This window comes from Cytobacillus sp. FSL R7-0680 (assembly GCF_038009245.1).
Classification (GTDB): domain Bacteria; phylum Bacillota; class Bacilli; order Bacillales; family Cytobacillaceae; genus Cytobacillus; species Cytobacillus kochii.
The window spans coordinates 3,824,850-3,838,672 of the sequence record NZ_JBBPAO010000001.1 but is presented as its reverse complement, the minus strand read 5'-3'; the positions used below and the strand labels follow the sequence as shown (position 1 = coordinate 3,838,672).

The window sequence follows — 13,823 nt, the reverse complement described above, 5'->3', positions numbered from 1 at the left end:
TTCTCTCTTTTCATATATGTGTAAGCGATTGCAATCTCTAATTGATGGGGGAAACAAATGAACAAAATAAACGCAGCGGAAGTGATTAATAATAGTAAGTTTAATCGGTTTCATTTCGGCTTACTTGCCTGGAGCTTCCTTATTATTCTCTTTGATGGCTATGATTTAGTTGTTTATGGTACCGCCGTACCAGTTTTAATTGAAGAATGGGGGTTAAGTTCGGTCCAAGCTGGAGCCATGAGTAGTTATGGATTATTAGGGATGATGTTTGGTGCCATCTTTTTTGGTATTCTTGCTGATAAAATGGGAAGAAAAAATGTGATTGCACTTTCACTGATTCTTTTTAGCTTATTTACGTTCCTTTGTGGATTTGCCTCTTCACCTACAACCTTCTCTATTTATCGATTTATTGCCGGTTTAGGTTTAGGTGGAATTATGCCTAACGTTATTGCCTTATTGACAGATTACGCGCCAACGAAAATGAAAAGTATGGCTGTTTCCATTGTATTATGTGGATACTCTTTTGGTGGGATGCTTGCACCGATTCTAGGAATCTTCGTTATGCCTACACTCGGTTGGGAATCAATTTTCTGGTTTGCAGGTCTACCATTATTACTGTTGCCTGTCATATATAAATTTTTACCTGAATCTTCAGCCCATTTAATTAAGAAAAATAAGAAACAAGAGCTATTATCTGTGCTACGTAAAGTAAACCCTGCACAAAAGATGGATGAAAAAACAGAGTTCTTCCTACAAGTCCAAGAGGAAAACAAAGTTCCTGTTGTCGGACTATTCAAAAACAATCGCGGCCTAAGTACCGTCATGTTCTGGATTGCGTTTTTCATGTGCTTATTAATGGTTTACGGCCTAAATACTTGGTTACCGAACTTAATGATTGAAGCGGGTTATGCCTTAAATTCAAGCCTAGCGTTCCTTATTACGCTACAAGGTGGAGCCATTGTTGGGACACTCATTATTGGCTGGCTCTGTGATAAATACGGTTCAAAGAAAATGCTCGTGCCCTTATATGCACTTGGTGCAGTGAGCTTAACATTACTTGGATTTGGTGGCAGTGAATTATTCATTTATTTACTCGTTGCTATAGCTGGTGCTAGTACAATCGGTGCCCAAAACCTTGTACAAGCCTATGTCTCTCAATATTATCCTCCTAATATTCGATCCACAGCATTAGGAATGGCTTCAGGAATAGGGAGATTTGGAGGCATGCTCGGGCCACTTCTCGGCGGATTCTTATTAACGGCCGCTCTCCCTATTCATATGAACTTTATCGCATTTGCAATTCCAGGGTTGATTGCTGCCATTGCCTTAGCTCTCGTCCCAATTAAACGGGCCTATAAGCCTGAAGCTACTGTGGTAAAAGAGAATGAAACGATAAAAGTTGCTAATTAACGAGGATGTAAAGAAAAGAGCCATATATTTTGGCTCTTTTCTTTTGCCTACTTATCTTTGGAAAAAGTTTTCTAATTCCCTTATCACTTCATCAACTTCTTCTATAACGAACGCATGGCCTGCATCTAATTCTCTAAAAATGACATTAACGCCAGCTCTCTTTAAATCCTCTAGTAATGTAGTCGTCATTTCCCTTGTAGTTAAGACATCCTTATTTCCCCACAAAAGAAAAGTCTCTGCTTGAATATTGTTTATTTCTCCTGTTCCCTCAGCTGCATCATTATCAATATCAGTTATATTAAACACATTAGCTGCATGTGCAACATCCATCATATTCCTTTGTTGTATTGCTGCTTCTATATATCCTTCAAACCGTTCTCCTAATGCCTGCCTGCCTTTAACAAACATCAACTGTTCTATCGCTTCGGTAAAAAAAGCAAACTCTTTCATCTTCTGTGCTTCTACTAACCTATTTAACATTGGATCTTTTTCTATTGCTTCTCTTGTTTGATAGCGCTTATTGTTTTCATCATAGGCTGGATATCCACCGGCTGGCATGGAGGCGAGCAAAACCATTTTTTCAACAAGGTTTGGATACATTGCTGCAAATTGCAACGCAATACCACCTCCATTTGACCAACCAATGATTGTTATTTTATTTAAAGAAAAATGATCACAAAATAATTTCAAATCATAAGCGAATGTCTTAAAATCCTCTATTGGCTGATTGTAAGTAGATCGGCCATAACCTCTTAAATCCGGGGCATAGACCGTATACTTTGAAGGTATTTTCTCCAAAAATACGTCCCAATGATTCGCTGAGGCATAATTGCCATGAACGAGAAGTAGAACCTTCTCTCCCCCATCCTTTTTCAGATAATCATACACTTCACCGTTACTTAACCTGCATTCCATTTAAACACCTCTACTTTCTCCTTCAAACCTCTCATACTATTCGATTAAAGCTATCTTTATTCCTTTTTATGTTAAAATATTACATAAACATTCTAATAAAAGGAGAGATTGTATGAACGTTGAACTCACACGTTTTAAGGTTAAAAAAGGAAAAACAAAAGCTGTAGACGAATGGCTACAATTCCTTAATCATCATATGAAAGAAGTACTCCTCACACTTGAAGGAGAAAAAATGTATATTGAAACGATTTTTCGCGAAGTACAAAACGAAGATGAATATCTTTACTGGTATTCTGTACAAGGTAGGGATGGGATTGAAGTGACTGAATCCACACACTGGGTAGATAAAAAACATCTCCAATATTGGCAAGATTGTATAGATGAAACCTACAAACCAGTTAATTTAACTACCGAAGTCGTTATGATCCCAGAGAAAATCAGAGCAAATATGACTTAGCTTAAATAGGCTAAGCACTTTTCACCTTCCGTCCATATAAGAAGAACGAAATGAGTCCTAATACGGTATATAATATAACAGCATTCACCATACTACCTACCTCAAACCAATACGAAACTGGAATTATTATCGCAGCGGATGAACAGATAAAGCCTATGATCATCTGCTTTATTAAGCGCGCGCAAATAATACCTTGGATAATAAAAGCTAGCGGAAAAAGGACATAAATCCCTAATAATAAGATTTTGCTAAACGGAAAAAATGAACATATCCACGTAAATATAAAAATACATATAGAGGGAAATAAAACTCGAAAAAACATCTTCATGTCAGTGTTCATCCCCTTCTTTTTATAGACAATATTATAGCCTTCCACCAAAACCACAATAAAACAAGATAACCGAAAACACTATACAACGCCCATAGTGCACCATCAAAAAGCTCATGAAGGAAAAACTCCCCTTCATTCATTTCTTCACCGCGACCAATAGCATTGAATATAGAAATAAAAGGGATTGTTAGAACAAAAAAGATGACAAATAATGCTGTTTTTCTAATTTGTTTCCTCCATAACATTCTTAACGCCATCATAAATGAAATAAACAAAAAGAGATAATACAATAGCCAAAACCATAACGGTAAACTCACCATAAACATTCCCTCACCCCTCTTTAGTGTAATATTACACTAAAAGAAATTTATTGTAAATAATTTCTTTTTATGTCCTAAATTCACCACTTTTAATTAGGCGCATACACTAAACGATATAACACCTGCCCCAAAATCATGCATAATAAAGTGAGGAAAAGTCATGAGATTCAGCTTTTTATCCCCGGTTTATAATAGTGAACAATGGGTTCGCTCGATGCTTGATAGCATTCCTAAAGAATATGCCGATGAAATCATTGTTTGTGATGACGGATCAACCGATCAAACATTATTGATGTTAAAAGAATATCAACAACAGTACCCTCAACTAAAAATCTTAGAAAATGGGGAAAATCGTGGCGCTAGCTATTCGTATAATCGTTGTATCGAAGCCGCAACTGGAGATTATATTGCCATTATTGATAGCGATGATATTTATTTACCAACCATTCGTGAAGTACTCGCTAAAATAGATGGTGAGTACGACATTTATTATTACAGCATGGTGACAAAGGATGGCCAGCTCTTTCAAGCAACGGAAGAAAATTATCGTGAATGGTGTGGGCAATTTAGGATCATTAAGAGAAGCTGTGTGGGAGAAGCGAGATTTTCTGAAAGACCGGATATGGCGGGGGACTGTGATTTTCATCAAGCGCTCTTAGAACAAAACCCTTCAGTGCACATAACAGGAATTATCGCTTACTGGTATAACTATCCACGAATAAATTCCGAATATTATTTATACTATTTTGGATTAAAGTAAGCCCATTGTGGGAAATGACAGAAAGGTGCGTTCCATACTTATGTTTAAAAATAAAACGCTATTAATTACAGGTGGAACCGGCTCGTTTGGGCATGTGGTGTTAGAACGTTTTTTGCATAGTGAAATAAAAGAAATACGCATCTTTTCTCGTGATGAAAAAAAACAAGATGACATGCAAAAACAGTATGCAGATGGAAGAATCTCTTATATCCTCGGCGATGTTCGGGATATGAGTACTTTATTACCAGCTGTGGACGGGGTTGATTACATTTTTCATGCAGCAGCCTTAAAACAAGTACCCTCATGTGAGTCACATCCGCTAGAGGCGGTGAAAACGAATATTCTTGGCACCGATCATGTATTAAGTGCAGGCATACAAGCAGGGGTAAAGAAAATTGTCTGCCTATCAACGGACAAAGCAGCCTATCCAATTAATGCAATGGGAATGTCTAAAGCTTTAATGGAAAAGACATTTATCGCTAAATCGAGACAAGCTAACGCTCGTGGTACCATTATATGTGGCACAAGATACGGAAATGTCATGGCATCAAGGGGGTCCATCATTCCGCTACTCATAGAACAAGTAAAGGAAGGAAAGCCGCTAACTGTTACGCATCCTTTAATGACCCGTTTTATGATGAGTTTAGATGAGGCTGTCGAACTCGTATTGTACGCTTTTGAGAATGCTTGTAATGGGGATATTATGGTACAAAAATCGCCTGCTGCCTATATTACAGATTTAGCACAAGCGATTAAAGAACTTTTTCACGTTAGCCTTCCTTTAGAATTAATTGGCACACGGCCGGGAGAAAAGCTCTATGAAGTTTTACTAACAAAAGAAGAAGCAGCGAAAGCTATTGATCTTGAAGGCTTCTATCGCATTCCTCGAGATACCAGAATAGAAACTGATACAAACTCTGTAGAAGAATATCACTCCAATAATACTTATCGTCTCTCTGTAGCTGAACTAAAAGAAAAACTACAATCATTATCCTATGTTCAGAAAGAGCTAAAAAAATGGAAAAGGTTAAATTAATATATTTGACCGCTCCCTATTTTTCGTGAGTTGAGCACCTTCATTGACCAAGTTAATAATCGCCAACTCACTTACTATTCTTATATATACTGAATTTATAGGGATATCCTACCAACCCTCTAAAGGAAGGTTGTTGTTTGATGTAGTTTCTGATAAATTAGGATTCAACATGACTAGCATATTGAGGAGTTACATACATGGAAATACAAAAAAGTAGTACGATGATACAATCCTTGCAAATAGGCATTTCTATCATCGAATTAATCTATCAAAAAGATACCCCAATGAAATTCTCAACCATTCAAGAAGAAACCGGTATTACGAAAAGTAATTTATATAAATATTTAAATACACTTACGCAATTGAACATGCTCTATCGTGAAAAAGGGACAAACCTGTATTATCTTGGAAGCAAATTGATTCAATATGGTACAGCCGCCTTTGGTAGTCGTGATATTGCCGATGCAATCACTCCGTATATGCAGGAACTTTCTTCGCTTACTTCCTGCACCGTTTCGTTTTCATTATGGACAAACAACGGACCTATTACGACAAAGATTTGTCATTCGAATGAACCACTTCATATTGGTACACAACTAGGCGGAAGCTTACCACCAACATCTGCCGCAGGGAAGATTTTCTTAAGTTTCTTAAACCCAGTACTGACAAAAGATTGGCTAGGAGACGGGGAAGCGATCGATAACGCAGAATGGCAAATGATTCAACAATCGAAAATCTCCTTCGCTACCGAACCTTTAATTCCATCGATTTCTTCGGCTTCCGTCCCTTTGCTAGACTACCAGAATCAATTACTCGGTGCAGTGACAGTTGTTGGATTTAACGATAAGATGCCTAAGGAAGCATCGGATCCGATGAGCAAGCAACTGCTGAAGTTTCACCTACAAGCATCTTCTATGTTTGGCTATCGATATAAACAAGGAAAAATTGAACAATACTGATTGAACGTTCAATCGACCGTTTTAACATCTAGTAGAATAAAATACTAGTGAGAAAATTAAGTTGTTATTTTAAAAATATCCTTTTCTGCGAATAAATTGGAGTTTAGCTTCGACTTAGTCTCACATTTGCTGATATAAGCTCTTTACTGATTTATCAACCTACAAAATAAGTCCATTTTATTGAAAAAGGCCGCCATAAACAAAGATGACGACCTTTTTTATCTTAGTTCATCGTCAATCCATGATCAACGACTAGATTTTGTCCCGTAATCGCTCTAGCGCCTGGAGAGGCTAAGAAAACAACGGCTTCTGCTACGTCTTCTGGTTTTGTCACACGGCGGATAGCAGAGTTATCAGCCACAATCGCAAATACCTCAGGGGTAGTAACAGCACTTGCATCCGTTGTTTCTAATAATCCACCGGAAACCATATTCACATTAATATCATACTGTCCGAGCTCTTTGGCCATATTGCGTGTAAAGCCAATTAATGCCGCTTTGGCTGTTGTATATTCATGGTAGGCAACGACTGGGTTCTGGTAAAGATTCGTGCCAATACCAATCACACGGGCTTGCTGTGAATCCTTTAGAGCCGGAAGAGCAGATTGAACAACATTTAAGCTTGCTTTTATCGCGCCTTCAAACTGGGTTTGATAGCTAGCCCAAGATAATTCCTCTACTTTCGCCTGTGCCACAGGATCAAATTTAAATTGAACTAATGCATTATTTACAACGATATCCAAGCGACCAAAATGAGCAATTGTGTCTGCTACCATTGCTTTTACTGCTTGATGATCTCTTACATCAGCTTGGATAGCCAATGCACGATCTTGTCCGATTTTTTCAACTACTGCATCTGCTTTTTCTTTATTATTAAAATAATTAACGACTACTTTGTAGCCCTCCTTACCAAACTTTTCAGCAATTGCAGCTCCTAATCCACGACTTGCTCCTGTTACTAACACGACTTCTTCTCTCACGCTATTCCCTCTTTTCAATAGATGTAATTAAAAATGTTCAGGGAAACAAAACAAAAGGCTCCCCGAAAATGGAGAGCCTACCATACATATGCATATAGTTGGAAGATGCTCCCTACGATCGTCTTAACGAACAGGTTCTAAGGGTCAGGTTTTAACCTTCTCAACTCATTTTCTGAGTCCCCCTGCAACAATTTTTAATTATTTTTAGTTTAGCATACAAATAGTTTCCTAGCTATGAATCGAAGTTCATTTCGAAACTGACCATTTGCTTTATGTTTCTCACCATTGTTTTAAACGGGGATTCTTATCTAGAATCGATTCATATTGTTTCTCATTACCGTAGAGGCTATTCGGGTCAAGCAGCTTATATCTCTCATATTTTTCTAATCGATCTTTTTCTTTTGCCCAGCCTAAATGCTTGACTCGTATTGTGGATAAACTGTGGGTAAGTTGGAAGATGTTTTCTGGAAATCTCCCACAATGCTGTGGTGTTTCTTTCCAGACAGGCTGAAAGGTTGATCTAACTCTTGCTAGAAATGGACGGTATAAGAAATGTGCTTGCCAGTATTCATCTTCACGATAATGGTCTTCATCCCACATATCATACAGTCTAAAACAGTACAGGTCGATAGTATCCTGTTTAACAAAGTCATCAATATAATCAATAAAACTCTCCTCAAACCATTCATCTGCGTCAAGATTTAATACCCAACCTAAAAAACCATTCGTTGCTTCTAACCACTGTTGTTTTCTTAGTTCCACTTCATTGGCAAACTGGGAGCTTGCATTCTTGACCAATTTAATTGGCATACCTTTTAGTTCTTGCAAGAAAATCGATATAGTCTGATCAGTACTAGCATCATCTATAATCACAGCTTCATCGATAAATGGCTTTACTTTCTTTAACATCGTTTGTAAATAACGACCTTCTTCATTCTTCACAATCATCGATAAGCGAATTTGATGGCTTTCTGCTTTTTCTGGATAAATAGGTAGTTCGCTATAAGCATACTGACATTTTTCTTTAAATGCGGGTATGCCTGTAAGGTCAGAAGAACGATAAATATGATAAGCTGGCAGATGTGTGTCTACATGTAGATCCAGTCCTAATGCCACAGCTCTCACACAAAAATGTCGATCTTCTCCCCAAAAACTGAGATTTTTAATTTTACTAAAATGAATACCTGCTAACAAAGCTTTCCTGCTAATTAGCGTGCACGCACCTAATCCTCCTACTTCATAAACACCTGGAGTTTGTAACTGTTGAATAAAGGCCTCGGTTTGAACGGCCTTTTCTTCGTCTGTTATGGCACCTTCATCCGCCTGTCTCCAGTGGGTATATTCATCTGTTAACCACACCTGCGGATAAGGAATTGTCCCCTCTTGCCAAGCCGTCCAAAATACCTCTGAAACAATTTCTTTTTTCGTGGAAATAAGTGTATGAAGGGTATTCGGGTGTAAAAGCAAATCAGAGTCAATTAAAAACAAATAATCAAATTCTTCAAATTTCGCCTGCTCAATAAGCATATCTTTGAAGCGAGCAACCTTCCAGATGAGAGCATCATTCCAGAAATGGGTAAAGTCGGTACGAATATAGATACTATCTTCTTTTGCGGATAAAATCGCAACATCTTTCTTCCATTTGGCAAAATGACGTAGTAGTCTACTTGATTCTTCATTCTGATTATCATCTATGAAAAGATAATGAATCTCCATTGTATCCGTTTTTAAATTGGCTAAGGATAGCAGAAACTCTTTTAAAATATCGGGTTCTTGATTAATTGGACTGCCAATGAGAATTTTTGTATTAACCATAAGCAACATTAACGTTTATTGACAAAACCGTTCACCTCTCTACACTATATTCTCACCATGAATTGCTTGTGTAGTGAAATCAGAAAAATTCTACCCAAAACAAAAAGCAGAGAGTCGTCAGAATCTCCCTGCTCTAATGATGGTGTATATAAGAAATAAGAACATTAATATCGCAATGACGAAGCCGATTTCTACTGCTGGTATATTCCATAGGAGAGATGATTGCCTGCCAAGGGCGGAACCGATAATTAAACCCACCATTATAATGCAAAATGCTAGCAACACGATACTAAATGCTAGCCGGTTGCTGATACGATCAATTCTCGTTAGAAATTTTTCACTGTTTGGCAAATTCAGTTCGAGCGGGATTTTTCCCTTTTTGATAAGGGCAATCAAATCTTTCAAATTATACGGCGCTTCCTTTAGAATATCAAAATACTCCCCGATATGAGCTAGCGAATCTTTCGCCAAATGATCAGGTCGATATTTATTAATAATTAATCGTCTACCAAAAGGCTCAGCAATTTTTAATATGCTTATATTAGGGTCAAGTTTTTCAACAATACCTTCCATTGTTAACAATGTTTTTCCCACTAATGTTAAGTTTGTTGGGATATGTATATGATGTTGATTGGCAACGGAAAACAAATCATTAACTGCCTCGCCAATTGATATTTCACTAAACGGAATATCATAATATCTCTCTCTTAGTAAATCAACATCAATTTTTAAAAGTTCAACATCGACATCATCTTGGACAATACCCATTTTAGTGATGGCTTTAATGACTCCATCGGTACTTTGCCGCAACATGGCAATAATTAATGATGCTAAATTTTCTTTCATATCCTCAGTTAAACGTCCAACCATACCAAAATCCATGAAAACAATTACATTTCCTGGTAATACACAAATGTTACCTGGATGAGGATCTGCATGGAATACACCTTCCTCTAATATTTGCTGGAGGATGCCTTCAACGATTCTTTCGGCGATCAGTTGTTTATTAAACCCTTGTTCCGCCAAACTTTTATTTTCAAGGATGCCGCACCCTTCAATATATTCCATAGTTAACACTTTTTTCGTCGTATATTTCCAGTATGTTTTTGGGATTTTATAATGATTATTGTCTTCAAATTGATTGGCAATTTTATCTGCATTACGACCTTCAAGTAAATAATTCAACTCATTTAACAATGCTTTAGAAAATTCTTTCATCATTTCCACTAACTGATATTGCGATGCCCAATGTAGCCGTTTTTCTGCGATTTTAGCAATTTCTATCAAAATTTCTAAATCTGTTCTCATGGTCTTCTCAATATCAGGCCGTTGTACCTTAACAGCTACTTTTTCACCAGAATGGAGGACACCATAATGGACTTGACCGATAGATGCCGATCCTAATGGCTCCTCTTGAAATTCTGTAAAGAGGTCATGTAGTTCTTCCCCTAGTTCGGTTTCAACAATTTTTTTTACCTCTGCAAATGAAAATGACGGGGCATGTTCCTGCAATTTTTCCAATTCCCTAATAATTGATTCCGGAAAAATATCTGACCTTGTACTCGCAATCTGACCAACTTTAATAAACGTCGGTCCAAGCTCTTCTAAAAACAGACGAACACGTTCACCTGTCGTCTTTTCATGAATTTCCTCTTGCTTTCGCATGAACATACGTTTAGGTAGGGACAATACTTCATGCAAGCCTAATTCTTTTAAGAGATAACCAAAACCGTAATGAGAGAAGGCTACGGCAATTTCACGATAGCGATGAATATGACTCATCTTTGGTTTGAAAATGGCAAAAACCTCCCTTAATTCTCTTCTCGATTGTTTGCCTCAAGTGCTAGAATCCGTTCCTCTAATCTTAAGACATCATCCTTTGTAGCGATATTCAAATCATGCAATAAACTAGTCATTCGTTGATGGGCTTTGTCGTCTATCTGCGTTTGCTTCTCTTGGCCTTTCGCCCTTACCTCCTGCATAAAATCCTTCGCTTCCTGTTTTGTTAACTCTCCTCTTTTCACTAACTCATCCATCATTTCTTGTGCACGGTCTTTCCCTGCTGCTGCTAAACCTAACCCTAACATCATCCCTTGTTTTATTGGGTTTTTCATCTCATTTCCTCCTTTAATAAATGGCAGATTTTCACTAACATTATTTTACCCATTTTCAAGTAGATTAAGCATGAAAAAACATATATCACAAGTTGTTCTAACAGATGGGAAATTCAGAGATAGTTAGAAAATTAATCGAAGAAAATGCAATGCCTCACAGACCTTCATTTTTACGCTCATGTCCAACCCTAGAAAGTAGATGAAGAGTGGGCAAGTCGGATTAAAGCGGAAGTGGTCACGGAATTTGCGGATGAATGGCGATGTCCGATTTACATACAATTCTATTCGTGATTTTCAAATGAATTGTGTGCATATAATGAGATTTTACGCTTGTCTCATGTCAAGCAGCTTCCCCGTCTTCCATTTACAAATTCACAACCGATTTCTACTCTATTACGAACAAAACAAAAACCCCGTACAATCATATGTACGAGGAATGTTTATGATGCTTGATTGTCTTTTTTTATCATCAGGCAAAAGAAGATAATAAGCGTGAAAGCCGTTAATGCCAAGAAAGGAATGGTGATAAACCCGAGCCAATTGATATATTGGCCACTACATGGTACACCGCTTGAACATGGGGTGACCTCAGCGAGTCCAGGCACTTTTTGTACAAGATAATGATAGAGAGAAATACACCAGCCAATAAACGCCATTGGTAGCGCAAATCTTCGCACAGAAATATCTTGATAGAACGTACCGATCCCCAAGATTAAAACGAGTGGATACATGAATATTCTTTGATACCAACAGAGCTCACAAGGAATAAACTGCTTAATTTCACTAAAGTATAGACTACCTAATGTTGCTATGAGTGCAACCACCCAAGAAAAATACAACATGATTTGATTTTTCTTCATTCTTATCCCTCTAACTCTTCTTCAATCAAACGTTTGATTGAATCATAATTAAATGGATCTGTCACCATTTTATCGTTAATCATAATCGTCGGTGTGAGCTGGACTTCATATTCACCTACGAGTGAAGTGTCATGATTAACCGCCTCTATTGTTGCGCTTTTTTTCATTTCTGCCAATAGATCTTCTAGTGGAATTGACGTCGTTTCTGCAACGACTTCCTCTAGCACTTCCGTTGTTAACCAGACAGAATCATGTTGCCCACTCTCTGGCTGCTTATCAAACAAACCTTTATGGAATGCCCAGTATGCATCAGGTTCCAATAGATGAACAGCTTCGGCTGCAACTGAACCTAATTTAGACTCATCGCCATGGAAGAGCACATTGATATAAGAGAAATTCACTTGATTCGTGTCTACATAATCTTCCACTAATTGCGGATAAATAGTCTCACCCCATTGTTTACACGCTGGACATTTAAAGTCGCCAAATTCTACGATTTGTACAGGTGATTCCGCCTTGCCTAAAACAGGCTGTCCTTCAATAGGGGGTGCATTTTCAAAAGATGTATACTCATCCTTTTCATTTCCTTGATTGTTTATGAACACCATGATAACAACTGCGATAACGACAATAATCGTAATAAAAAATAATAACTTCATCGGTTGGAATTGATTTTTATTTGTGCCCATACTGCTCTCCTTTATGTAGATGTATCACTTTTAAGAATAATATATCCTTATGCAGAAAGTAAGGAATTTCCGTGAAGTCAATATGAAGTTCGATTGACTTGCTTACTCCAAGCATCAAAAGGGAGCTGTGATTGATTTAGTGTCAATTGTACAAACGGAAGACCTCTATCTTTCGGGTCTATGCCAATCTCTTGGTAAATAAAATCATCATCAAAAAGCGCTTTTGCTGCATCTTTCCGATCGGCTGCGTAATACACATTTTCCAAACGCGCCCAGTAAATCGCACCTAAACACATGGGACAAGGCTCACAGCTTGTATAAAGAGTACAGCCTGTTAATGTGAAAGATTGTAACTTCGTACATGCTTCCCTAATAGCCATTACTTCCGCATGCGCCGTTGGGTCATGAAGAGCTGTTACCCTATTCACACCTTTGGCAATCACCTTCCCGTCCTTTACAATGACTGCTCCGAAAGGTCCTCCTGCATTTCCTACGTTTCCTACTGCTAGATGTACTGCCTCTGTTAAAAATTGTTCATGATTACTCATCTCGTCCCTCCCATTTATTTAGGCTTTTTGTTTAATACCATGAGATTCTAACAGGATTTGCAACTGTTCATAAGCCTCTGTTGAAGTAACTAGTAAACTAACCTGACTCGAACGACCTGAATGAAGCTTCATCTCAAAACCATCATTTACTTTTTTATCAAAACCAAAATGACGGTTATTAATATCAATAGACTGAACTTCATAAGAATCAATTTTATGCCAAGGGATATACTTTAGCCCTTTAACAATCCCTTTTTGAAGAAAAACTAATTGGTTAAACAGAAACTCCATTTGAAAAAGAGGTACAAGTAACAGCAGATAATTCGAAACATCTAACTGATCGGAAAAAACAATAAACATGATCGCGATAAACACCATACATGTGATAAAAATATAAGTAAAGATACTGCCCTTCTGACTAGCTACCTTTGGCTCTGCTATCGGCCTTTGCGGCTCAATACGAATGTCCTCTAATACTTCATCTGGCAATGGGAATACCTTATTTTTCTTAATCTTAAAGAAAACATTAAATAAGCGATAATAATAAAAAAGTAATAACATAAGCAGTAAAATAGCAAATAACCATTTCATTCTATTCACCCCCTCTATTGTTTACGATTATTCGCTTCA

Annotated in this window: 15 protein-coding genes and 1 riboswitch; of the genes, 5 read left to right on the top strand and 10 right to left on the bottom strand. The window is 37.5% G+C overall.

The window, feature by feature from the left end:
- Positions 1-57 precede the first annotated feature (57 nt).
- Complete coding sequence (locus MKY26_RS19235) at positions 58-1,410, top strand: MFS transporter (protein ID WP_095370919.1); 1,353 nt, start codon at positions 58-60, stop codon at positions 1,408-1,410.
- Positions 1,411-1,461: 51 nt separating this feature from the next.
- On the opposite strand, the gene phaZ is transcribed toward MKY26_RS19235, so the two are convergent.
- Positions 1,462-2,325, bottom strand: a complete 864-nt coding sequence (gene phaZ, locus MKY26_RS19230) for an intracellular short-chain-length polyhydroxyalkanoate depolymerase (protein ID WP_095370920.1) — start codon at positions 2,323-2,325, stop codon at positions 1,462-1,464.
- A gap of 112 nt (positions 2,326-2,437) precedes the next feature.
- On the opposite strand from phaZ, the gene MKY26_RS19225 reads away from it, so the two are divergent.
- Complete coding sequence (locus MKY26_RS19225) at positions 2,438-2,782, top strand: DUF6176 family protein (RefSeq protein WP_095370921.1); 345 nt, start codon at positions 2,438-2,440, stop codon at positions 2,780-2,782.
- A gap of 336 nt (positions 2,783-3,118) precedes the next feature.
- On the opposite strand, the gene MKY26_RS19220 is transcribed toward MKY26_RS19225, so the two are convergent.
- The gene (locus tag MKY26_RS19220) at positions 3,119-3,439 is read right to left on the bottom strand and encodes a hypothetical protein (RefSeq protein WP_095370923.1); all 321 of its coding nucleotides are present in this window, start codon (positions 3,437-3,439) and stop codon (positions 3,119-3,121) included.
- A 154-nt stretch (positions 3,440-3,593) separates the two neighbouring features.
- Here MKY26_RS19220 and MKY26_RS19215 point away from each other — a divergent pair, with 154 nt between their 5' ends.
- The 3 genes from MKY26_RS19215 (at position 3,594) to MKY26_RS19205 (ending at position 6,188) form a co-directional block, all read left to right on the top strand.
- Entirely contained in the window at positions 3,594-4,193 is a 600-nt protein-coding gene (locus MKY26_RS19215) for a glycosyltransferase family 2 protein (RefSeq protein ID WP_095370924.1), read from the top strand.
- Positions 4,194-4,233: 40 nt separating this feature from the next.
- On the top strand, positions 4,234-5,229 hold the full coding sequence (locus MKY26_RS19210) for a polysaccharide biosynthesis protein (RefSeq protein ID WP_095370925.1): 996 nt from the start codon (positions 4,234-4,236) through the stop codon (positions 5,227-5,229).
- A gap of 197 nt (positions 5,230-5,426) precedes the next feature.
- The gene (locus MKY26_RS19205) at positions 5,427-6,188 is read left to right on the top strand and encodes an IclR family transcriptional regulator (RefSeq protein WP_095370926.1); all 762 of its coding nucleotides are present in this window, start codon (positions 5,427-5,429) and stop codon (positions 6,186-6,188) included.
- A 223-nt stretch (positions 6,189-6,411) separates the two neighbouring features.
- Here the strand turns inward: MKY26_RS19205 and MKY26_RS19200 are convergent, their stop codons facing one another.
- From MKY26_RS19200 to MKY26_RS19165, 8 genes are all read right to left on the bottom strand, one after another.
- Complete coding sequence (locus MKY26_RS19200; protein WP_095370927.1) at positions 6,412-7,167, bottom strand: 3-oxoacyl-ACP reductase; 756 nt, start codon at positions 7,165-7,167, stop codon at positions 6,412-6,414.
- Positions 7,168-7,259: 92 nt separating this feature from the next.
- Positions 7,260-7,361, bottom strand: a riboswitch (TPP riboswitch).
- Between the two features lie 85 nt (positions 7,362-7,446).
- Positions 7,447-8,982, bottom strand: coding sequence for a glycosyltransferase (locus tag MKY26_RS19195; protein WP_322910291.1), 1,536 nt, complete (start codon positions 8,980-8,982; stop codon positions 7,447-7,449).
- A 117-nt stretch (positions 8,983-9,099) separates the two neighbouring features.
- Complete coding sequence (locus MKY26_RS19190; RefSeq protein ID WP_307315593.1) at positions 9,100-10,764, bottom strand: ABC1 kinase family protein; 1,665 nt, start codon at positions 10,762-10,764, stop codon at positions 9,100-9,102.
- A gap of 29 nt (positions 10,765-10,793) precedes the next feature.
- On the bottom strand, positions 10,794-11,096 hold the full coding sequence (locus MKY26_RS19185) for a phasin family protein (protein WP_095370929.1): 303 nt from the start codon (positions 11,094-11,096) through the stop codon (positions 10,794-10,796).
- 440 nt (positions 11,097-11,536) lie between these two features.
- A complete protein-coding gene (locus MKY26_RS19180; RefSeq protein WP_095370930.1) occupies positions 11,537-11,956 on the bottom strand; it encodes a disulfide oxidoreductase in 420 nt (139 codons plus the stop codon).
- Between the two features lie 2 nt (positions 11,957-11,958).
- Positions 11,959-12,645, bottom strand: a complete 687-nt coding sequence (locus tag MKY26_RS19175; protein ID WP_307315597.1) for a DsbA family protein — start codon at positions 12,643-12,645, stop codon at positions 11,959-11,961.
- A gap of 77 nt (positions 12,646-12,722) precedes the next feature.
- The gene (locus MKY26_RS19170) at positions 12,723-13,193 is read right to left on the bottom strand and encodes a nucleoside deaminase (protein WP_341098362.1); all 471 of its coding nucleotides are present in this window, start codon (positions 13,191-13,193) and stop codon (positions 12,723-12,725) included.
- An 18-nt stretch (positions 13,194-13,211) separates the two neighbouring features.
- Positions 13,212-13,784, bottom strand: a complete 573-nt coding sequence (locus MKY26_RS19165) for a hypothetical protein (protein WP_307315601.1) — start codon at positions 13,782-13,784, stop codon at positions 13,212-13,214.
- Positions 13,785-13,823: the final 39 nt, after the last annotated feature.